Annotated in this window: 20 protein-coding genes; 14 read left to right on the forward strand and 6 right to left on the reverse strand. The window is 60.2% G+C overall.

Annotated features, from left to right (window positions below; all coding sequences use genetic code 11):
• Window positions 1-44 precede the first annotated feature (44 nt).
• The 4 genes from B5M06_RS06780 to apaG form a co-directional block, all read right to left on the reverse strand.
• Window positions 45-1,169: a YbdK family carboxylate-amine ligase gene (locus B5M06_RS06780; protein WP_054064994.1), complete on the reverse strand. Its 1,125-nt coding sequence runs from the start codon at window positions 1,167-1,169 to the stop codon at window positions 45-47.
• Between the two features lie 4 nt (window positions 1,170-1,173).
• A complete protein-coding gene (locus B5M06_RS06785; protein WP_054064995.1) occupies window positions 1,174-2,427 on the reverse strand; it encodes a cation:proton antiporter domain-containing protein in 1,254 nt (417 codons plus the stop codon).
• A gap of 178 nt (window positions 2,428-2,605) precedes the next feature.
• Window positions 2,606-4,570 (reverse strand): site-specific recombinase, encoded by a 1,965-nt coding sequence (locus tag B5M06_RS06790; protein WP_054064996.1) that lies wholly within the window; start codon window positions 4,568-4,570, stop codon window positions 2,606-2,608.
• Window positions 4,571-4,987 (reverse strand): Co2+/Mg2+ efflux protein ApaG, encoded by a 417-nt coding sequence (gene apaG / locus B5M06_RS06795; protein WP_054064997.1) that lies wholly within the window; start codon window positions 4,985-4,987, stop codon window positions 4,571-4,573.
• A gap of 30 nt (window positions 4,988-5,017) precedes the next feature.
• On the opposite strand from apaG, the gene rpe reads away from it, so the two are divergent.
• The 3 genes from rpe (at window position 5,018) to speE (ending at window position 7,941) form a co-directional block, all read left to right on the forward strand.
• The gene (gene rpe / locus B5M06_RS06800; protein ID WP_054064998.1) at window positions 5,018-5,701 is read left to right on the forward strand and encodes a ribulose-phosphate 3-epimerase; all 684 of its coding nucleotides are present in this window, start codon (window positions 5,018-5,020) and stop codon (window positions 5,699-5,701) included.
• A 124-nt stretch (window positions 5,702-5,825) separates the two neighbouring features.
• Window positions 5,826-6,548 (forward strand): phosphoglycolate phosphatase, encoded by a 723-nt coding sequence (locus tag B5M06_RS06805; RefSeq protein WP_054064999.1) that lies wholly within the window; start codon window positions 5,826-5,828, stop codon window positions 6,546-6,548.
• A gap of 157 nt (window positions 6,549-6,705) precedes the next feature.
• Entirely contained in the window at window positions 6,706-7,941 is a 1,236-nt protein-coding gene (speE, locus tag B5M06_RS06810; protein WP_054065000.1) for a polyamine aminopropyltransferase, read from the forward strand.
• 77 nt (window positions 7,942-8,018) lie between these two features.
• Here the strand turns inward: speE and B5M06_RS06815 are convergent, their stop codons facing one another.
• Complete coding sequence (locus tag B5M06_RS06815) at window positions 8,019-8,633, reverse strand: chalcone isomerase family protein (protein ID WP_080025342.1); 615 nt, start codon at window positions 8,631-8,633, stop codon at window positions 8,019-8,021.
• A 417-nt stretch (window positions 8,634-9,050) separates the two neighbouring features.
• On the opposite strand from B5M06_RS06815, the gene trpE reads away from it, so the two are divergent.
• The 6 genes from trpE to B5M06_RS06850 all read left to right on the forward strand — a co-directional run bounded on the left by trpE (window position 9,051) and on the right by B5M06_RS06850 (window position 14,488).
• On the forward strand, window positions 9,051-10,550 hold the full coding sequence (gene trpE, locus B5M06_RS06825; protein WP_054065002.1) for an anthranilate synthase component I: 1,500 nt from the start codon (window positions 9,051-9,053) through the stop codon (window positions 10,548-10,550).
• Entirely contained in the window at window positions 10,547-10,897 is a 351-nt protein-coding gene (locus B5M06_RS06830) for a chorismate mutase (RefSeq protein ID WP_054065003.1), read from the forward strand. Before trpE ends, B5M06_RS06830 begins: the two co-directional genes overlap by 4 nt.
• Entirely contained in the window at window positions 10,894-11,475 is a 582-nt protein-coding gene (locus B5M06_RS06835) for an aminodeoxychorismate/anthranilate synthase component II (protein ID WP_054065004.1), read from the forward strand. Before B5M06_RS06830 ends, B5M06_RS06835 begins: the two co-directional genes overlap by 4 nt.
• A gap of 147 nt (window positions 11,476-11,622) precedes the next feature.
• The gene (trpD, locus tag B5M06_RS06840) at window positions 11,623-12,657 is read left to right on the forward strand and encodes an anthranilate phosphoribosyltransferase (protein ID WP_054065005.1); all 1,035 of its coding nucleotides are present in this window, start codon (window positions 11,623-11,625) and stop codon (window positions 12,655-12,657) included.
• Window positions 12,658-12,725: 68 nt separating this feature from the next.
• A complete protein-coding gene (gene trpC, locus B5M06_RS06845) occupies window positions 12,726-13,526 on the forward strand; it encodes an indole-3-glycerol phosphate synthase TrpC (protein WP_054065006.1) in 801 nt (266 codons plus the stop codon).
• A gap of 242 nt (window positions 13,527-13,768) precedes the next feature.
• Complete coding sequence (locus B5M06_RS06850) at window positions 13,769-14,488, forward strand: uracil-DNA glycosylase (protein ID WP_054065007.1); 720 nt, start codon at window positions 13,769-13,771, stop codon at window positions 14,486-14,488.
• Window positions 14,489-14,535: 47 nt separating this feature from the next.
• Here the strand turns inward: B5M06_RS06850 and B5M06_RS06855 are convergent, their stop codons facing one another.
• Window positions 14,536-15,396 carry a Wzz/FepE/Etk N-terminal domain-containing protein gene (locus B5M06_RS06855; protein WP_054065008.1) on the reverse strand — a complete coding sequence of 287 codons (861 nt, stop codon included), beginning with the start codon at window positions 15,394-15,396 and terminating at the stop codon, window positions 14,536-14,538.
• 222 nt (window positions 15,397-15,618) lie between these two features.
• Here B5M06_RS06855 and B5M06_RS06860 point away from each other — a divergent pair, with 222 nt between their 5' ends.
• From B5M06_RS06860 to B5M06_RS06880, 5 genes are all read left to right on the forward strand, one after another.
• Window positions 15,619-16,548 carry a siderophore ABC transporter substrate-binding protein gene (locus tag B5M06_RS06860; protein WP_080025345.1) on the forward strand — a complete coding sequence of 310 codons (930 nt, stop codon included), beginning with the start codon at window positions 15,619-15,621 and terminating at the stop codon, window positions 16,546-16,548.
• Window positions 16,532-17,530, forward strand: a complete 999-nt coding sequence (locus tag B5M06_RS06865; protein WP_054065010.1) for an ABC transporter permease — start codon at window positions 16,532-16,534, stop codon at window positions 17,528-17,530. The genes B5M06_RS06860 and B5M06_RS06865 overlap by 17 nt, the downstream gene beginning before the upstream one ends.
• Window positions 17,531-17,533: 3 nt before the next feature.
• Window positions 17,534-18,526: an iron chelate uptake ABC transporter family permease subunit gene (locus B5M06_RS06870; protein ID WP_054065011.1), complete on the forward strand. Its 993-nt coding sequence runs from the start codon at window positions 17,534-17,536 to the stop codon at window positions 18,524-18,526.
• A complete protein-coding gene (locus B5M06_RS06875) occupies window positions 18,523-19,281 on the forward strand; it encodes an iron ABC transporter ATP-binding protein (protein ID WP_080025195.1) in 759 nt (252 codons plus the stop codon). The genes B5M06_RS06870 and B5M06_RS06875 overlap by 4 nt, the downstream gene beginning before the upstream one ends.
• A gap of 108 nt (window positions 19,282-19,389) precedes the next feature.
• The gene (locus tag B5M06_RS06880; RefSeq protein WP_080025196.1) at window positions 19,390-21,036 is read left to right on the forward strand and encodes an enterochelin esterase domain-containing protein; all 1,647 of its coding nucleotides are present in this window, start codon (window positions 19,390-19,392) and stop codon (window positions 21,034-21,036) included.
• Window positions 21,037-21,107: the final 71 nt, after the last annotated feature.

Consider the following 21,107-nt stretch of genomic DNA (forward strand, 5'->3'; position numbering starts at 1 on the left):
GAAGTGGTTGTTTTTCAAGCCGTAGCAGCTACTGTTTTTGCTTTTCAAAGGGCTTCGCCGCGAAAACGCCGGGAGGCCTGACGCGTGACTTCGCCCAGCAACTGCTCCCGGGCCTGGCGTTCCCGCAACCAACGTGCGTCATTGTGACTGGTTGACACGTCGTTGTGCAGCATCTGCAGCGCAGGCGTTGCGCCATATTGCACAGCGTAGGGCGCAATGCGTTCCATGGTCTGGCAGATGTGCTCGGCCAGCGGAATGTGCTGGCCGCTGCCGGGCTCCACATACACGGCTTCCAGCCCGAAGCGGCAGGCCTGAAAGCGGTTGTAGGTGTAGACCAGATAGTCATCTTCCGTGGGCACAAAGGGCTGGGTATCGAGCATCCACGCCGCCAGCGACTGCACATAGCCCGCCAGTGCTGCGGCGCGCTCAATGGTCAGCGGGGTGTCGAACACACGGATCTCGATGGTGCCGAACTCTGGCTTGGGCCGGATGTCCCAGTAAAAGTCCTTCATGCTCTTGACCACGCCGGTGGCCGTCATCTTGTCGAAATAGGCTTCGAAGGCCTGCCACGTCAGCACGCAGGGCGCACGGCCTGACAGCGGAAAGGCAAACACCGAATTCAGCCGCGCTGAGTCAAACGCTGTGTCATGCCCCTGTACAAAGGGACTGGAGGCTGACAGCGCAATAAAGTGCGGGATGTAGCGGCTCATGCGGTGCAGCATGAGCAGGGCGGCGTCTGCATCGGGGCAGCCAATGTGGATGTGCTGGCCGAAGATGGTGAACTGCTTGGTCAGATAGCCATACAGCGCCGACAGCTCATGAAAGCGTGGCTTGTCGTAGATGCGCTGCTGGTGCCATTCCTGAAACGGGTGGGTGCCACCACCGACGACAGCGATGTTGAGCTTGTCCGCGCACTGCACCAGCGCATTGCGAATGGGGGTGAGCTGGCTCAGCACTTCGGACGCGCTGTGGCAGATGCCGGTGGAGACCTCAATCATGCTGCGCGTCATCTCGGGCACGACGCTGCCCGGCAGCTGCTGCTTTTCCATCAGGCGCAGCATGTCCATGGCGTAAGGCGCCAGGTTGTAGTCGTGGGTGTTGACCAGCTGCAGTTCCAGTTCTACCCCCAGAGTCAGGGGCAAGGAAGGGGAGAAGTGTTCCAGAGGCATGTTGTCAGTCTCCGCTGCGAGGTGATTGGGCCACTGGCACGCGCGCCGGGGCCTCGGTTTCCCCTGCACGACGCAGCGACAGGGCTACGGCGATGGCTCCGGCCAGTTCCAGCACCCAGATGGCGGGCATGGCCGTTGCGATCAGTGCCTGCGCCGCATCTGGCGCAGCGGCGATGAATTTGAGGGTCAGCAGCAGGGCGACGGCCGACATGGGCATCATGGCCCCTGCCACCCACACGGCCTGATGCCAGCTGGCACCGCTGCCCATATTGCCCAGCCCCACGCCCACTGCCTTGGCCAGCAGGCGCACTACGATGAGCACCACCACAGCCGCGGCCATGGAGGCTGTCCACGCCACCTGCGCGGCAATGGCCGAAACCAGCACAAACATCAGCAGGGATAGCAGCGATGAGGCCGTGCCCAGCTGGCGTGGCCAGGTCCAGGGGCGCAGCTGCCACTGCTTGAGCAGCATGCCGGCCAGCAGGGCTGTCAGCGGTGCCCAGCCACCGATCAGCTCGGCAATGGCTGTTCCTGCCGCAATCAGGCACAGCAGCAGCAGCGATGTGCTTTCGCTCAGCGGGCTCATCCAGCTCAGGGCCAGCCGCATGACGGCACACAGCACCAGCGCGACGGCAGCAGAACTGAGCAGCACCTGTGCAGCGGGCCAGATACCTTGCCACCAGGGGGCTGCAGCATCCTGTGCCAGCCACTGCACCTGTACACAGCCAAGCATCAGGGCGTAGAAGGTGGACAGCGTCGCCAGCACCAGTGCGCGGTCCGTCACGTGGCCGCTGGCGCGTATGTCCTGCACCACGCGGGCCAGCACCACGGGCGAGGCCGCCATGGCAATCAGGCCCAGCGCGCAGGCGTTAGTGGGCTCCAGGCCCAGGGCACGCAGCGACCAGAACACGGCGCCATAGGTCAGCCCCGCTTCCAGCAGGCTTTGCACCAGCACCATGGGGTTGTGGCGGAACCAGCGCAGCGTGATGCGGCCGCCGCACTCAAACAGCACCACAGACATGGTCAGCTGCAACAGCAGCAGAATGCCGCCCTGCACGGGCCACAGGGTGTGGCCCAGCCCCAGCAGCCCTGCGCCAGAACCTACGAGGGCATAGCCCACCACTTTGGGAATGTGCCAGTGGCGCTGCAGCACATAGCCCAGCAGTGCGGCGGCAGCCAGCAAGGTGGCCCATTGCAGGGTATGCAGCTCCAGCGAAGCGGGGAGCCACTGTGTCCAGAAGTTGGGATCTTGGTTCATGCCTTCATCCTCGTTGTATCTCCTCATGATGCGCAAGCAAGGAGAAGCACACTGAGCGCCTGAATCAAAAACCGTTCACCCAGACCCGGTACGCACTGGCGAAGCCTGGGGCATGGCCCTGTGGCTTCGCACGGCAACGTGCTGGCAAATCAGTGATTTGCAGGGTGTGAGCCGCTCCTCAGGGAGCGAGGAAACTCAGCGGGCGCTTGCGCAGGCGCTGGAAAATGGCGGCATACAGCCGCGACCGTTCCACGCCGGTGATGTTCTGGGAGCGCAGCGCCATGTTGTAGGCCAGCCAGAAGCTCACCAGAACGTTGATGGCACCATTGAATGGCAGCATGGCAACTGCCCACCAGAATGCGTCATCGTGCAGGATTTCCAGACCGAAGGTAGCACTGGCTACCCCGAGCTGTCCTGAAGACAGTGTGACATGTCGCACTTCCAGCCCCAAGCCGAAAAACCCTGCAATCGAGGGCGCAAGCCCCAGCATCAGGCCCAGCGAGATATTCGCGGCAAAGCCGGAAATATTGTTGCGCCAGAACAGGCTCCAGCGCCGTGCACGCTCCTGGCCCAGCATGCGGGTGATGGCCGGGTTGTAGCGCATGGCCGAGTCCAGGCGGTTGAGCACAAACCAGTTTTCCACCCAGCCGGCAATCAGGCTGCTGACAAACAGCAGCACGCCCGTGAAGGCGGCAAACAGCAGAGAGGGGCCCAGCAGGTCCAGCGACTCAATGACATGGGTAGCGTGTTCGGTGTCCAGTGGCGGGTGCTGGAAGATCCACTGGTACACCAAGGCCAGCACCAGTGCGGCAGGAAAGACGATGAGCACATTCCCCAGAATGGCTGCCATCTGGGTGCGGGTGAGGTTGGCCACCTCATCCACAAAACTGTCAACGGCACCGGGCTCGTTGATGTTCTTGAGTTTGGAAGCCATGGCAGGGGCCGTCATGGCAGGCTGCTTGGTAGCCACCGTGTAGTGCAGCAACTGAATCAGCACAAAGCTGGCCGCGTAGTTGATGCCTGCCCAGAAACCGCCCCAGAAGGCTGAAAACGCCAGCGCCGTAATGCCGAACTTGAGCATGGTGGTGACCGACATGACCATGCCGCCACCTGCTGCGCGGCGCACCATCTGCAGGTATTCCGCGCTGTTGCGGGTGATGTAGTGTTCCCCCGTTTCCGCGCTGCGCTCTGTGACCTTGGCGGCCAGCAAAGAAGTGTTGCTGGAAATCAGCGAACGGATACTGCGCCGGTCACGCCCCACGCTGACAAAGCCTGCCAGCAGGTGTACGGCTTCGTACTCCGGGCGCTCGCTGGTCAGGCAGTCGAGCAGCTGGCGAATGCGCACAATGCGGGTGCGCAGCTGGCGCAGGCGGAACACCAGCCCCACGGAGATGCCTTCATCACCGAAGTGGTTGTAGACCGTGCCAATGGCGGCGCGGCAGGCATCCAGCCGCTCACGCAGGCGGCGCTCGGCAGCTTCCAGACGGTCGGTGGTGCGCAGGCCGTGCAGCACTTCCACACGCAGGCTTTCTACGTCGCGAATCAGGTCGTGGAAAGGCCGCGCTTCACGTGCTTCTTCGCTCATGCGCAGGCGCAGCTCGGGCGCAAAGCCGGTGGCCAGCATCTGGCCTGCGCAGTAGGTGATGGCATTGAGCAGGGCGTGCTGCCAGTAGCTGGCACCCTGGCTGTCTGCCGGGGCCAGCAGCTGTGCCATGCGCTGCAGCAGCGGCTCGGGCAGCGCGTTGAGCCAGCGGGCATCAAACTCATCAGGCAGGGCAATCGAAAACAGCTCGGAGGCGTCAATGGTCTCTGGCGTGCCCGGCATGATCTTGCTGCGCAGGCGCTCTGCCAGCTCGGTGATCATGGCGGTGCGTGGTGCAAAACCAAAGTCGGCCAGCAACGTGGTGATGTCTACGTGGTCGATAAAGGTCAGCCACCAGGCCATCAGTCGCTGGTGTGCCTCGGCATCGTTTTCAAAGGCATTGACCAGCTGCTCGACACGCCCTACGGCCACTTCCACCGATGGCTGGGCTGCGCGAATCCACTGCAGCACATGAATAAGCCACAGGTGGCGCTGTGCCAGTTCTGCGTTGGGGTCAAGTTCCGCCAGCAGGCGGGGGAGATCATGGGCTTTACGCGGCATTTAATGCAGGGTGCGGGAAGAGGGAGAAGTCATGCGGTGCAGGTGCATCTCGGTCAGCGAGGCATCCAGCACAAAAGGAGCAATGGGCGCTTCAAAAGTTTCGCCGGTTTCGCTCACGCACAGGTAGTGCCCATGCATGCTGCCGGAGCTGGTGCGCAGCTCACAGCCACTGCTGTAGGTAAAGCTTTCTCCGGGCTGCAGCAAGGGCTGGCGGCCCACAACGCCCAATCCATGGACTTCCTGCTGTGTCTCGCTGGCATCGGTGATGTACCAGTGGCGTGCAATCAGCTGGGCGGCAGCATCTCCCGTATTGGTCACGGTGATGGTGTACGAAAAGCGAAACAGGCCTTGCTGAGGCGCGGACTGTTCGGCCTCGTATTGGGCCTGTGCTTCTACCTGAAACTCGTATTTGGGCATGTGGCTATGGTAACTGCGACAATTGACGGCATGAACCCCACGTACCGTATCGCTCCTTCCATCCTGTCTGCCGACTTCGCCCGTCTGGGTGAGGAAGTACGCACTGTTGTCGCAGCTGGCGCTGACTGGATTCACTTTGACGTGATGGACAACCATTATGTTCCCAATCTCACCTTTGGCCCCATGGTCTGCCAGGCGCTCAAGCCTCATGCCGTCACGCCTGAAGGCCAGCCTGTGCCCATCGATGTGCACCTGATGATCCAGCCCGTGGACGAGCTGGCGACCGCCTTTGCCAAGGCAGGCGCAGACTACATCAGCTTCCACCCTGATGCATCGCCCCACGTGCACCGCAGCATCCAGAACATCAAGTCGCACGGCGTCAAGGCCGGTCTGGTGTTCAACCCCGCCATGCCACTGGATGTGCTGGACTGGGTGATTGAAGATCTGGACCTGATTCTGCTCATGAGCGTGAACCCCGGCTTTGGCGGCCAGAGCTTCATCGACAGCACCCTGCGCAAGATCGAAGCCGTGCGCAAGCGCATCGATGCCTGCGGCAAGGACATTCGACTGGAAGTGGACGGCGGCATCAAGGAAGGCAACATCCGCGCTGTGGCCAATGCCGGTGCGGACACCTTTGTGGCGGGCAGTGCCATCTTTGGCAAGCCAGACTACAAGGCCGTGATTGACCAGATGCGTGCCAATCTGGCAGCCTGATTGCCGCGGCGCGGTGATCGCTGTTTTGCTCTCCAAGGCCTGCATCTGCAGGCCTTTTTTATAGTGTTTTTGGCTCTAGCGCCCGTCAGATAAGCGCTGGATGCTATAGATTTTGAGGGAATATATGTCGGTGTTGCTGAAAATTGGCGCTGCGACGCAAGCGGTGGAACTGGATGCGGCGATCGTGGACCTGGATGGCACCATGGTGGACACCATTGGCGACTTTGCCGAGGCTATCTCGCGCATGCTGGCTGACCTGGGTTTGCCGTCACTGCCTGCACAGGCCATTGAGCATATGGTGGGCAAGGGCACGGAGCACTTGCTGCGCAGCGTGCTGGCCCATGTGCTGCAGCAGGCCGGGCAGTCGCAGGATGCACTGGCCGAAGCCGTGCAGCAGCGTTTTGCGCAGGCGCTGCAGCGCTATGAGTTCCATTACCTGTCGATCAACGGGCAGTATTCCCGCGTCTATCCCGGGGTGCTGGAAGGACTGCAGGGGCTGAAACGCGCTGGGCTGCGTCTGGCCTGTGTGACCAACAAGCCCCTGTCTTTCACGCGCCCGCTGCTGGCGGCCAAGGGGCTGGATGGCCTGTTTGAGCAGGTGTTTGGTGGTGATTCGTTTGCCAGGAAAAAACCAGACCCGCTGCCGCTGCTCAAAACCTGTGAAGTGCTGGGCACAGCACCTGCGCGCACGCTGATGATTGGAGATTCCAGCAATGATGCGCAGGCAGCCCGCGCTGCGGGGTGTCCCGTGGTGCTGGTGACCTATGGCTACAACCATGGTCAGCCTGTGGAGCAGGTCGCTGCAGATGGGCATATTTCCAGCATCACGCAGCTTCTTGCGCAGTGATGGTGCCAAATTGGTGCAAAAACTCTGAAAACGCGTCCTTCTGTAGAAGGCGCGTTTTTTTATTACCATTGCAGGCTTTTGCTTATTCAAAATTTGTCTAAATGTCCGGGGGAGAAGCTCTTCACCCGCGGCACAGTCACTGGGAGGATTAGACGCCATGCAAGGTTTGCATCTGACGGCAGATTTGTACCAATGCGCTTGTGATTCACAGTTGATGCTGGATGCAGATGCGATAGCCGCACTGTGCCGCAATCAGACGGAGCTTTCGGGCCTGACCCTGGTCGATGAACGCTGGGTGAAGTTTCCGGACTGGCAAGGGCAGCCAGGCGGCGTGACAGGCACCATCTTGCTGGCAGAGTCTCACCTGGCCATTCACACCTGGCCAGAAACTGGCAATGTGACGATTGATGTCTATGTCTGCAACTTCTCGGCAGACAACTCTCCCAAGGCGCAGGCATTGATGGAAGGCGTAGTGCAAGCCTTGCAGCCCAAGCATGCCGTGCGTCAGCAGCTGTGGCGCGGTGATATCGCCACCGATGGCGTGGGTCAGTACCCCTGGGTGATGGAGCAGCTCACGCCTGACGCAGCCTTTGGCTTTCGAGCCAGCCATGTGCAGCGCCGCCAGACCGCCTTCCAGACGCTGGAGATGATGGAAACCGCCAGCTTTGGCCGTGTCATGCGCCTGGATGGCCACTTCATGACCAGTGAGCGCGATGAATTTTTCTACCACGAGTGCATGGCGCACCCCGCAGCCATTGCCCATCCAGCGCCGAAGCAGGCACTGATCATTGGCGGCGGTGATGGTGGCATGGCTGAAGAGCTGCTCAAGCACAGCACCATGCAGCGCGTGGTGCTGGCCGAGCTGGATGAGGCGGTGATTGCAGCCAGCAAGGCGGAGCTGGAAAAAGTGCACCGCAATGTCTGGAACGATCCGCGCCTGCAGATCCGCATTGGCGATGGCATGGCCTTGATCGACCAGACCGAGGAGCGCTTTGACCTGCTGGTCATGGACCTGACCGACCCCGACACGCCTGCCAGCCCGCTCTATCAGACGCCAGCGCTGCAGCGCATGCAACGCGTGCTGACGCCCGATGGTGCCCTGGTGCTGCACCTGGGCAGCCCCATCTTCCACCCCGAGCAGGTACGCCAGCTCAGCCAGACGCTGCGCGGCCTGTTCAAGCATGTGTGCTGCTATGGCGTGTACGTGCCGCTGTACGGTGCGTACTGGGGCATGGCCGTGTGCTCGAATGCGCTGGATGTAAAGGCGCTCGATGCCGCCACCGTGCAACAGCGCCTGCAGGCACGTGGTGTGAAGGAGCTGCAGTACTACAACCCTGAAGTGCACGGCGCCCTGTTTGCGCTGCCCAACTACTACCGCGATCTGGTGGCCTGAGCACAGGACATGCACAGCGCAAAAAACAGCCCCGCATGGCGGGGCTGTTTGCATGGAAGCGTGTGACAACGCGGGGCTTATTCGATGCGCTGCTCGCCCAGCAAAGCCCGTTTCAGGCGGGCGTCAGCAGGCTTGGGGCCCAGCCAGATGCCGAGCATGGCCTGGTAGAACTCAGGCTCGGGGAATTCCGCAGGCTCGGGCTGGCCGTTGACGCTGAGCACCATGCCTTTGCCGGGTATCCAGTCCAGGGTGAACTGGTCGCCGGGCTTGAGCTCCTTGTGGCGGCTGAAGACCTCGCTCATGCGCAGCACACCGGGCACCAGCTTGGAGAACTGCTGCTTGTCCATGTTGTCCTGCATGCCGTGGGCAAACAGCTTGCCCAGCTCCGAGGCATTGATGGTGTGCAGCATGCGCACGGCCATGCGCTTGGGGCCTTGCAGCGGGGCAATTTCGTCCAGTGAAGTGACAGGCTGCTCCAGATACAGCGCGGCAGAGTAGACCTTGAAGATGGCCTTGGTACGAATGCCCGCACCGTTGCGCTGCAGGCTCTGGCCTGCCACTTCTACGGTCTTGGGGTGGGTGGCCAGGGCAGGCGAATCATCCGTCTGCGCCCAGCTGGGCAGTACCCAGCATGACAGGGCTGCAAACACGCTCACAAAACTCCAGCGAAGCAAGTCCCAGGCAGTGCGCATGGTGTCCTCCATGTAATGAGAAAACGCACGATCGTGCTTTTTGTGTATCTCATTGTGATGTGCAGGCCTGATGCGGACAACGGCAAAGCATGGATTCCACGGGAAAACCACTTTAGGGCTAACACTGAATTGGCGACGAGCGGCATCATCCACGTGCAGGTGCCGACATATGGGCATTCGCTCCTGCATGCGCTACACTCGTTCGCTATGTTCATTCACTACACGTTCATCACAGGTTGCGCGGACCGGGGAGCCTGGCCCTGGCGTAAGCCTGCAGCTATGACCGTCTGATTGCGCCCGCAAAGCATAGGGCGCGCCCATGTCCGCCACCGCCGCGGATGGTTTGAATGAATCGCAGCGCCTGCCTTACCAAAGACAACCTGCGCAGTGCGTTGCCCCCACTGGGAACCCTGCTCTGTGATTACAGAACTTGAATTCAAAAGCCTGGCCAGCCAAGGCTACAACCGCATTCCTCTGGTGACAGAGGCTTTTGCCGATCTGGAAACCCCGCTCTCGCTGTACCTGAAGCTGGCGCACGCCCAGGGCGATGGCAAATACAGCTTTTTGCTGGAATCCGTCGTGGGTGGCGAGCGCTTTGGCCGCTACAGCTTTATCGGTCTGCCCGCGCGCAGCTTCTTGCGTGCCAGCGGCTTTGGGGCTGCGGCCAAGACGGAAGTCGTGACCGACGGCACCGTGGTGGAAACCCACGTCGGCAATCCGCTGGACTTTATTGCGGACTACCAGAAGCGCTTCAAAGTGGCGCTGGTGCCGGGTCTGCCGCGTTTTTGTGGTGGTCTGGCCGGTTACTTTGGCTATGACGCGGTGCGCTATGTCGAGAAAAAGCTCGAAGCCACATGCCCGCCCGACACGCTGGGTACGCCCGACATCCTGCTGCTGCTGTGCGAAGAGCTGGCTGTCATCGACAACCTCTCGGGCAAGCTGTACTTCATCGTCTATGTGAACCCGGCTGAGCCCGAGGCCTACAGCAAAGGCAAAAAGCGCATGCGCCAGCTCAAGGAGCAGCTGCGCTATTCGGTCAGCGTGCCGCAGATCAAGGGCGGTGACAGCCACCCCGCCGAGCGCAGCTTTGCCAAGCAGGATTACCTCAAGGCCGTCGAGCACGCCAAGGAGCTGATTGCTGCCGGTGAATTCATGCAGGTGCAAGTCGGCCAGCGCATCCACAAGCGCTACACCGAGTCGCCGCTGAGCCTGTACCGTGCGCTGCGTTCGCTCAACCCCTCGCCCTATATGTACTTCTACAACTTTGGTGACTTCCAGGTCGTGGGCTCCAGCCCCGAGATTCTGGTGCGTCAGGAGCAGGTGGAAGAAGGGCAGAAGATCACCATTCGCCCGCTGGCAGGTACACGCCCACGTGGCTCTACGCCCGAGAAAGACAAGGCGACGGAGGCCGAGCTGATTGCCGACCCCAAGGAGCGCGCCGAGCACGTGATGCTGATTGACCTGGCGCGCAACGACATTGGCCGCATTGCCAAGACTGGCAGCGTGAAAGTGACCGAAGCCTTTGTGGTGGAGCGCTACAGCCACGTGATGCACATCGTGAGCAACGTCGAAGGCATTCTGCAGGACGGCATGAGCAGCATGGATGTGCTCAAGGCCACCTTTCCCGCAGGCACGCTCTCGGGTGCACCCAAAGTGCATGCCATGGAAATCATTGACCAGCTCGAACCCACCAAGCGCGGTATCTACGGCGGTGCAGTGGGCTACCTGAGCTTTGCCGGTCACATGGACATGGCGATTGCCATTCGCACCGGCGTGATCAAGGACGGCCATTTGTACGTACAGGCGGCTGCCGGTGTGGTGGCTGATTCCGTGCCTGAAATGGAATGGCGCGAAACCGAGCACAAGGCGCGTGCCTTGCTGCGCGCCGCAGAACTGGTAGAGGAGGGCCTGGAATGATGCGAGCTATCGACAAAGTCAAAGACTGCCAGAGCATGCAAGAGGTGCGTGCCGGTGTGAATGCGCTGGATGACATTCTGGTGCCTCTGCTGGTGGAGCGCAGCGGCTACATGACACAGGCCGCCAAGGTCAAAAACGACGAAAACCTGGTGCGTGATGAGACACGCATTCAGGCCATCATCGATCGCGTACGCCCCATGGCGGAAGCACAGGGCGGCAACCCAGAGCTGATTGAGCGCATCTATCGCGCGATGATGGAGTGCTATATCGATTACGAACGCCAGGAACTGGCACGCTTGCGTGCTGCAGGTCTGCAGTCCAAGAAGAGCGAAGGAGCACAGGCATGAAGCTCCTGATGATCGACAACTACGACAGCTTTACCTACAACATCGTCCAGTACTTTGGTGAGCTGGGGGCTGACGTGACCGTGGTGCGCAATGACGAAATCACGCTCGAAGAAGTGATTGCGCTGGTGGCTGAACAAGGCATGGAGCGCGTGGTGATCTCGCCCGGCCCCAGCTCCCCCAAAGAGGCCGGGATTTCAGTGGCTGCCATCCAGCACTTTGCGGGCAAGCTGCCGGTGCTGGGCGTGTGCCTGGGCCACCAGAGCATTGGTGCGGCCTTTGGGGGCGACATCATCCGCGCGGGCCAGCAAATGCACGGAAAGACCAGTGTCATCACCACCGACCAGCAAGGCGTGTTTGCGGACTTGCCCAAGCAGTTCACGGTGAACCGCTACCACTCGCTGGTGATTGATAAAAACACGCTGCCGGATTGCCTGGAAATTACCGCGACCAGCGAGGACGGCGAAATCCAGGGCGTGCGCCACAAGACGCTGGCCGTGGAGGGCGTGCAGTTCCACCCCGAAAGCATCTTGACCGAGCACGGCCACGCCATGCTCAAAAACTTCCTCGACCAGAAGTAAGCCCCAAGGCCGCACTGCTGCATGCAGGCGGCCTTTGTTTTTGATAGCTGCCAGAGCTGGTTTTTATTGGATTTGAAAGCAATAAATATCTAAAAGCCAGGTATTGCAAGCGCAAGCAGCTTCTAAAGAAATAGCAAAGGATGTGCCATGACCAAGATCACCCCCCAGGAAGCGCTGCAACGCACGATTGAACACCGTGAAATCTTCCACGACGAAATGCTGGAGCTGATGCGCATGATCATGCGCGGTGAGCTGTCGCCCTTGATGACGGCTTCCATCATCACCGGCCTGCGCGTGAAGAAGGAAACCATTGGCGAAATCACCGCAGCAGCAGAGGTGATGCGCGAGTTTTCCAACAAGGTGCAGGTGCATGACAAAACGCATCTGGTGGACATCGTCGGTACCGGCGGTGATGGTGCCAACACCTTCAACATCTCGACTTGCGCCACCTTTGTGATTGCGGCCGCAGGCGGCAAAGTCAGCAAGCATGGCGGGCGCAGCGTCAGCAGCAAATCCGGCAGCGCGGATGCTATGGAAGCGCTGGGTGTGAACATCAACCTCAGCCCTTCACGAATAGCGGATTGCATCCGTGATGTGGGCATCGGTTTTATGTTCGCGCCCAACCACCACCCTGCCATGAAGAACGTGGCCCCCGTGCGCAAGGAGCTGGGTGTGCGCACCATCTTCAACATCCTCGGCCCCCTGACCAATCCGGCGGGCGCCCCCAACATCCTCATGGGGGTGTTCCACGAAGATCTGGTCGGCATCCAGGTGCGAGCCCTGCAGCGCCTGGGCGCCGAGCATGCACTGGTGGTCTATGGCCGCGATGGGCTGGACGAAATCAGCCTGGGCGCAGGCACCCTGGTAGGTGAACTCAAGAACGGCGTGGTGCGTGAATATGAAATTCACCCCGAAGACTTTGGCCTGCGCATGGCAGGCACACGCGCGCTCAAGGTGGAAACGCCGGAAGACTCCAAAGCCATGCTCATGGGCGTGCTGCAGGGTGAGCAAGGCCCCGCGCGTGACATCGTCTGCCTGAACGCTGGTGCGGCCCTGTATGCGGCCAACGTGGCATCCAGCATTGAAGAGGGCCTGCAGCGTGCGCAGGCTGCGATTGACAGTGGCGCAGCGCTGAAGAAGCTGCACGCGTTGGTGACTTACAGCAGCCAGCTGTCCGCCTGAACGCCAGAGCGTCGACAATAGCCTGCATCGCCACGCCCCCGGCGCGGCCCCAGAACAGAAAGCACACCATGTCCGATATCCTGAAAAAAATCTGCGACGTCAAAGTCCAGGAAGTCGCCGCCGCCAAGCGCGCCATTGCGTTCGAGGAAATGCGCCGCGATGCCGAAAGCCGCGTCTCTACGCGTGACTTTGTCGGCGCCATCCGCGCAAAAATCGCCCAGGGCCAGGCCGGCGTGATTGCCGAAGTGAAAAAAGCCAGCCCCAGCAAGGGCGTGATCCGCCCAGACTTTGACCCCGTGGACATCGCCCAGAGCTACATGGTGGGCAACGGCAAGATCAGCGCGGCCTGCCTGTCGGTGCTCACGGACCGCCAGTTCTTTCAGGGCGAGCCAGATTTTCTGAAGCAGGCCCGCGCCAGCACGCTGCTGCCGGTGCTGCGCAAGGACTTCATGGTCGACCCCTACCAGATCTACGAATCGCGCGTGATGGGCGCGGACTGCGTGCTCCTGATTGCCGCCTGTCTGGACGATGCGCAGATGGCCGAGATGGAGCAGATTGCCCACAGCCTGGACATGGCCGTGCTGGTCGAGGTGCACGACGGCGAAGAGCTGCAGCGTGCGCTGAAATTGAAGACCCCGCTGGTGGGCATCAACAATCGCAATCTGCGCACGTTTGAAGTCGATATCCAGACGTCGATTGCGCTGAAAAAAGACGTGCCAGCCGATCGCCTGCTGGTCACTGAATCAGGCATTGCCACGAAGGACGATGTGAAGGCCATGCGCGATGCAGGCATTGATGCTTTCCTGGTGGGCGAGACATTCATGCGCGCCAAAGATCCTGGCGAGGCACTGGCCAAGCTGTTTGGCTAAACGCCTGGAGACCCCTCGCGCAACCCTGGATACGTCGTTGCGCAGCCTTGTCGTACGACTTGTACTGCCTGCGGCTGCACGCCTCGTCTCCAACGTCAACCTGCGGTTGACTGGGTAGCGTGAGCGGCTCTTAAGGTAGGCCCTGAGCCAGCGCGTTACGATCAAGGCAAGTGTGGAATGCTTTCATAAAAGAAGCATCTCGCGCTTGCCTTTATTTGTTTTCAGAGAGAAAGTGGCCTGAAATGACCGATTCATCAGCGCAAGCAGCTACGCAATTGATGAGCGCCAACCCCAGCGACTGGCCTGTTGCGCCGGGCTGGCAGGAACTGGTCGACAGTTTCTTTTTCTCGCCCCTGGGGCAGAAGGTGCTGGACTTTTTGCAGCAGCGGCTCGATGACGGGGCGGTGATCTTCCCGCCTCAGCCCCTGCGTGCGCTGGAGCTGACAGCGCCTGACGATGTGCGTGTGGTGATTCTGGGGCAAGACCCGTACCACGGCCGTGGGCAGGCCGAAGGGCTGGCGTTTTCTGTCGCCCCCGGTGTGCGCCTGCCGCCTTCGCTGCAGAACATCTTCAAGGAAATGCAGCGCGATCTGGGCGTGCCCTTTCCACCGTTTCCCAACCCCGGCGGCTCACTGGTGAAATGGGCGCAGAACGGCGTGCTGCTGCTCAACACCTGCCTGACGGTGGAAGAAGGCCAGGCCGCCAGCCACAGCAAAAAAGGCTGGGAAGTGCTGACCGACAGCATCATCCAGCATGTGGCCGAGCAGGGTCGCCCCACCGTATTCATGCTCTGGGGCAGCCATGCCCAGTCCAAGCGCGTGCTGATCCCGCAGGACCGCGGCCATCTGGTGCTGATGAGCAACCACCCCTCGCCGCTGTCGGCGCTGCGCCCGCCCGTGCCGTTTATGGGCAATGGCCACTTCGGGCAGGCCAAGGCGTTTCGGGAGCGGCACGGGTATTGAAAGCAAAAAGCGCCCGAAGGCGCTTGGTGTAGAGGCTTGCAGCGCAATTACGACTTAAAGCCCAGAGCGCGTCGTATCTGCTGCAGCTTGGCTGCTTGCTCAGGATCTTTGCTGGAGCTGCGCAGCGCATGGCGAACAAACACAAAGAACAGCAGCAGCATGCCAGCCCCTAAGGTGGCGGCAATGGCGATCAGAGCTTTCTTGGGTTTGATGGCGCGCTCTGGCACAGTGGGCTGTTCCGTCAAGTTTTCGAGGGTTAAGCCTTCTGCTTGGGCTTCCAAGGCAGCAATTGCTTGGAGTCGTGTGCTATTGGCTGCGAGCAGTTCACCGTAAAGGCGCGAAGTTGCCTCTGAGGCAGAGGCGCTACCGCTCAACAGTTTCGCAGTTTCAATCTCCAGTTTCTGACCTGCCTGCAGGCGCTCACGTTCTGCCTGAATTTGGGTTTGCAGACGCTCCATATCCTTGCCGCGCGGAATGGTCAAAGGCAAGACATTTTTCCAGATACTCTCATTGAGTAAACGTGCACTCTCAGGTGAATCACCTTGGGTTTTGAGCGTCACCAGCTGATCTTGCTTTCCCACGGAAACGGCTAGGAGTTTTTCCAGTTTTGCGATGCGTTGCTGTGTGCTGCTGTCTGGCTCGAATCCGATATCGTCCGCTGCTTTTTTGAGTACGTCGAAGGATTTGATGTAGCTGGCGAGCATTGCGCCCGAAACATTCAGACCAGGTTTTTGTGGGTTGAGAGTGGATTGGCTTTCATAGGTCTGAGGCAGCGTGAAAGCAATGCCCAGAGCGCAAATACCAACGAACAATGGTCCCAAGATGAGCAGTTTCAGGTTTTCTGCAATGACGACCAGCAAGTCGAGCAAATCGATTTCATCGTCTGTTTGTGCAGCTGAGGATTCCATTACAAATACATCACAAGTGAAAGATTGAAAACCTCGAATCTAGCACAGGCTTTACGTACAGCATGAGGCTCAGAGGCGCGCGGTGGAGGTCGTCAAAGCATCGCTGCAATTCAGTTGGCTCATTGAAGGCAACAAGTCCACATTAAAAATATTGAGAATGATTCTCATAAAATGCTTCATGTTGTGATCCTCCGTCGCGCAAGACGGTTTAGAAAGTTGAACATGAAAGCTGTGTGGAATCGTCGCCAGACACTGGCGGGTTTGATGTTGGCCGTGGCCCTGCCTTTTGCTGCTGCGCAGGCGGCAGAGACCATCAAGGTGCAGGACAACACGGGTGAAGTGGTTGTGCCGCTCAAGCCTAAGACTGTGCTGGTCTATGACTTTGGCGCGCTGGACATCATCAAGACCATTGGTGGTCAGGTGGCGGGCAATCCCACACAGGCGCTGCCACCCTCGCTCAAGGAATATGGAGATAGCAGCAAGTACGCCAACATCGGCACGCTGTTTGAGCCTGACTATGAAAAAGTCAAAGCACTCAAGCCCGATCTGATCATTGCGGGCAACCGTTCTCTGCCCAAGGTGGAAGAACTCAAGAAGTTTGCGCCCGTGCTCGATGTGACCATCGATAACCAGAACCAGATGGCGCATGTCTACCGCAATATTCGCTCCATTGCGGCCATCTACGGCGTGCCGGAAAAGGGTGAGCAAGAAATCAAGGAAATTGATGCGGCCATTGCGGATGTGAAGGTCAAAGCAGCCAATAAAGGTGGTGCACTGTTTTTGATGACCAATGGCGGCAAGCTCAGCGCCTATGGCCCAGGTTCGCGCTTTGACATGCTGTATTCGGTGTTTGGCGTGCAGCCCATCAAGGACAAGATTGAAGTGTCCAAGCATGGCCAGGCCGTGTCGTTTGAGTACCTGCTCAAGACCAATCCTGACTACCTGCTGGTGCTGGACCGCGACGCCGCCATCGGCAACGATGGCGCAGCTGCCAGGAAGCTGCTGGACAACAAGCTGGTGCACGCCACCAAAGCCTGGCGCAATGGGAATGTGGTGTATCTGAACGCGGCAGACTGGTACACCATGTCCAATTCGAGTCCTTCCGCACTCAAAGCCAATTTGAAACAGTTGTCGGATGCTTTCTCCAGATAAACACACACCCGCGGGGCGACAAGCCCTGGCGTGGACAGGGGCCCTTGTGGCCCTTTTTGCATTGGCGCTGTGGAGCCTGTCAGTGGGCGTGAGCGATGTGTCCTGGAACACCTTGTGGAGTGACAACGAAGACGACATGGTGGCCCAGGTGCTGATGTATTCGCGCGTGCCGCGTACGCTGGCCCTGATGCTGGCGGGCAGCGCCATGGCGGTGGCAGGTCTGCTGATGCAGATGCTGGCGCGCAACCATTTTGTGGAGCCATCGACCATGGGCACGGTGGAGTCCGCCACGCTGGGCATGCTGTTTTGCATGCTGGTGGCGCCTGATCTGCCGGTGTTTGCCAAGATGGGCGTCTCAGCGCTCACTGCCATGGCGGGTACGGCCTTGTTCATGGCCATCCTCTCGCGCATCCGCCTGCGTTCGGCCTGGATTGTGCCGCTGGTGGGCTTGATTCTGGCGGGGGTGATTGAGGCGGCGACCACGTTCTGGGCCTACCAGTACGACATGATCCAGTCGCTGCGCGCCTTCTCTAACGGCGACTTTTCCGTGGTGATTGAAGGCCGCTACGAGATGCTGTGGCTGTCGCTGGGCGTGACCGGACTGGCAGTGCTGGCGGCCGACCGTTTTACGGTGGCAGGGCTTGGCGAATCCTTTGCCACCAATCTGGGGCTGAACTACAAGGCGCTGGTGCTGCAGGGGCTGATCGTGGTCTCAGTGGTCACGGCCTGCGTGGTGGTGACCGTGGGCTCCATCCCGTTTGTGGGCCTGATCGTGCCCAACCTCGTGCGTCTGATGCTGGGTGACAACGTGCGCCGCAGCGTGTGGTGGGTGGCGATTGCCGGTGCAGCGCTGACCATGCTCTGCGACCTGTTTGGGCGCCTCATTATTGCGCCCTATGAGATTCCTGTCGGCACCGTCATGGGTGTCGTGGGCAGTGGTCTGTTCTTGGCGATTTTGTTGCGCCGTCGTATCAAGGGATAAGTCATGGCGCAAGATTTGTACGAACCGGCGACCAGGCCCGCATGGTGGTCGCAGTCCCACAACCGCCTGTGGACGCTGGTGTTGATGGCCGTGGTGGCCATCGCTGCCTTTATGACGCTGGGTGTGGATGCCGACTGGGCCTTTGTGCTGGAGCACCGTGGCACCAAGGTCATCACCATGATGGTGGTGGCCTGCGCTTTGGGCATGTCTACGGTGGTGTTCCAGACGGTGACGCACAACACCATTCTGACGCCTGCGGTGATGGGGCTCGATGCCCTGTATCTGTTCCTGCAGGCCGTGCTGGTACTGGTGCTGGGATCGGTCGGCGTGGTCGGTCTGGGCGTGATCCCGAAGTTTGGGCTGGAGATTGTGCTGATGGTTGTGCTCAGCGTGGCGCTGATGCGCTGGCTGTTCACGGGCCATGCGTCCAGCCTGCACCTGATGCTGCTGGTGGGCATGGTCATGGGCATTCTGTTTCGCAGCATGACCAGCTTTGCCATGCGCATGATCGACCCCAATGAGTTCGCCACGCTGCAAGACCGTATGTTTGCGAACTTCAACACCATCCACACGCAGCTGCTGTGGCCTTCGCTGGTGCTGCTGGCCTTCGGCGTGGCGTATTTTTGGCACAAGCGCCATGTGCTGGACGTGCTGGCGCTGGGGCGTGACGCGGCGGTGAATCTGGGCGTGGACTACCAGCCGCAGGTCTTGCGCCTGTTGGTGGTGATGTGTGCCATGGTGGCGATTTCCACCGCGCTGGTCGGCCCTGTGACTTTCTTTGGCCTGCTGGTCGCCAACATGGCCTACCAGTGGATGGGCACGCGCCGCCACCAGTGGGTGCTGCCAGCGGCGGTGCTCTGGGGCTGCATCTTGCTGCTGGGCGGCCAGGTGATTCTGGAACGCGTGCTGGGCTTTAACTCCGCGCTGTCGGTGGTGGTGGAATTTGTGGGCGGTCTGGTGTTTATCTGGCTGCTGCTGCGCAAGGGCAAACAATGATTGAGACACATAAGGTCGCGAAGACCCACGGCAGCACCACGGTACTGCATGGGGTGAGTGTGCAGATTCCGGTGGGGCAGTTCACGGCCATCATCGGCCCCAACGGAGCGGGCAAGAGCACGCTGCTGTCCATGGTCAGCCGCCTGGATGCCATCACGTCTGGCTCGGCCCATGTGGCGGGGCTGGATGTGACCAAAACCGCCAGCGATGCGCTGGCCAAGGTGATGGCCATTTTGCGGCAGGACAACCAGTCCACCCTGCGCCTGACGGTGCGTGATCTGGTGGGCTTTGGCCGCTTTCCACACAGCAAGGGCCGCATGACGGCTGAGGACGTTCAGCACGTGAATCAGGCGCTGGAGTTCCTGCAGCTCACGCCGCTGGCGGATCGCTATCTGGATGAACTCTCAGGCGGTCAGCGCCAGCGTGCCTACATCGCCATGGTGCTGTGCCAGGACACGCCCTACATCCTGCTGGACGAGCCGCTGAACAACCTCGACATGGCCCATGCCGTGAGCATGATGAAGCTGCTGCGCCGCCTCGTGAATGAGCGCCGGAAAACCGTGGTGGTGGTGCTGCACGACATCAACTTTGCCAGCTGCTACGCCGACCACATCATCGCCATGAAAAACGGCCATGTGGCGCACGAAGGCGCACCGTTGCAGGTGGTGACGGATGAGGTCTTGAGTGCGCTGTATGAGATTCCCGTCAGCGTGCATGAGATCAAAGGCCAGCGCCTGTGCCACTACTTTGCGTAGCGTTTAGCGCGCACCAAGATCGATAAAAACATAGCTTGTAGCGTTGGTAGAACCTCGACTTCAAGCAACTTTCCCCGCGAATCCTTGGTCTTAACAGCGTAAGTAGCTATGTTTTTGAAGAAAAAATTAAGTGCCGCCATAGCGGCTTGGATGGTGGGTAGTTGGGCAGCGCAGGCTGAGCCCCTGGTGGTGAGCGATCAGCAAGTGGTGCAGTCACAGCTGCAAGGCATGGCGCAGCAAGTGCAGTTGCAGGTGCCTGCAGGCGCTGTCGTGCAGCTGCGCTTTGCGGGCGCGGGCCTGCATCTGGATTTGCGCGATGCGCAAGGCCAGCACATTCGCCGCTTGGCCGAAGACGGGCGTGGCGTGCAAACGGCCATGTGGCGTTCGCTGGGCGCGCAGCAAGAACAGCTGTGGGTGGTGCCCGCTGAAAAGAATCTTGCAGCCGCGCCGTTCTCATTGCAGGTGCTGAACACTTGGCAGGTACAGGGCGAAGAGCAGCCAAAGCCTGAAGACACGCCCATGGGGCCACGGCTGAAAAAATTGCAACAGGCGCTAGCCCAAGGCCATAGCACCGATGCGTTCTGGCAGCAGGTGCAGCAGCAAGGCACGCCGCTGGTGGAGCCTTGGGAGGGCGGCCAGCTGCTCGTTACCTTCTTGTGGCGCGACCAAGGCAACCACAATGTGCGGCTGTTTGGCAGCCCCAGCGGTGACCACAACCCGCTGCGCAAGCTGGGTGGCAGTGATGTGTGGTGGACCAGCGTGGTCATGGATCCACGCGCGCGGTTGAGCTATGCCTTGGCGCCCGATGTGCCCAAGGTGGCGAATGCCGCCCAGCAGCGCCGCATGATTTTGGCCACGCTGCAGCGTGATCCACTCAATCCGCATACCTTCCCAGCGCAGTTGGCCACGCAAGCGGTCGATAGGTTCCAAGGCCGCTCGGTGTTGCAATTGCCGCAAGCGCCCAAGCAGCCGTGGGTCCAAGCGCGCAGCGATGTGCCGCAGGGCACGCTCACGCGCCATGTGGTGCACAGCCAGATTTTGGGTAATGACCGCGATGTCTGGACCTATGTGCCTGCAGGCGCCGAGCCACAGAATCTGCTGGTGCTGTTTGACGCGCATGCCTTTGTGCACGATGTGCCCACGCCGCGCATTTTGGACAATTTGATGGCCGATGGTTTATTGCCAAACACGGCAGCGGTCATCGTGGGCAATGCCAGCCCCGAAGCGCGTGGGCAAGAGTTGCCGCCCAATCCCAAGTTTGCGCAGTTCATGGCTGAGGAGCTCATGCCTTGGGTGCGCGAGCAGGGCTTGGCGCAAATGGCGCGCCACACGGTGGTGGCAGGCAGTAGCTATGGCGGCTTGGTTTCGAGCTATCTGGGCCTGATGCACCCAGAGCTATTTGGCAATGTGCTGAGCATGTCGGGCTCGTACTGGTGGGCGCCGCAAGGCGAGCCAGCGGGCTGGATGCAGCGTGCCTGGCAGACACTGCCGTCGCCCATGCCCCATGTGCGCTTTTACATCGACGCAGGCACGTTCGAAAAAGGTCGTGGCGGCCGCGAAGGGATTTTGGAAACCTCGCGCGCGCTGGGCGACATCCTGCGCGAACGCGGTCTGCAAGTGACGCAGCGTGAATGGGTATCCGGCCACGACTATGTGCAGTGGCAAGCATCGCTGGGCTGTGGATTGGTGGCGTTATTGGCTCCGCAGAAGATGGCCGATGCACGCATGCAAGTCTGCAATGGGGTTCAGAAATAAGAGCTTGTTGCGCTGACAGATAAAAGATTTCAGATAGAAAAGTATCTGAAATCCTTTTTAATACAGCGTAG

This window comes from Comamonas kerstersii, from assembly GCF_002056725.1.
Classification (GTDB): Bacteria; Pseudomonadota; Gammaproteobacteria; order Burkholderiales; family Burkholderiaceae_C; genus Comamonas; species Comamonas kerstersii.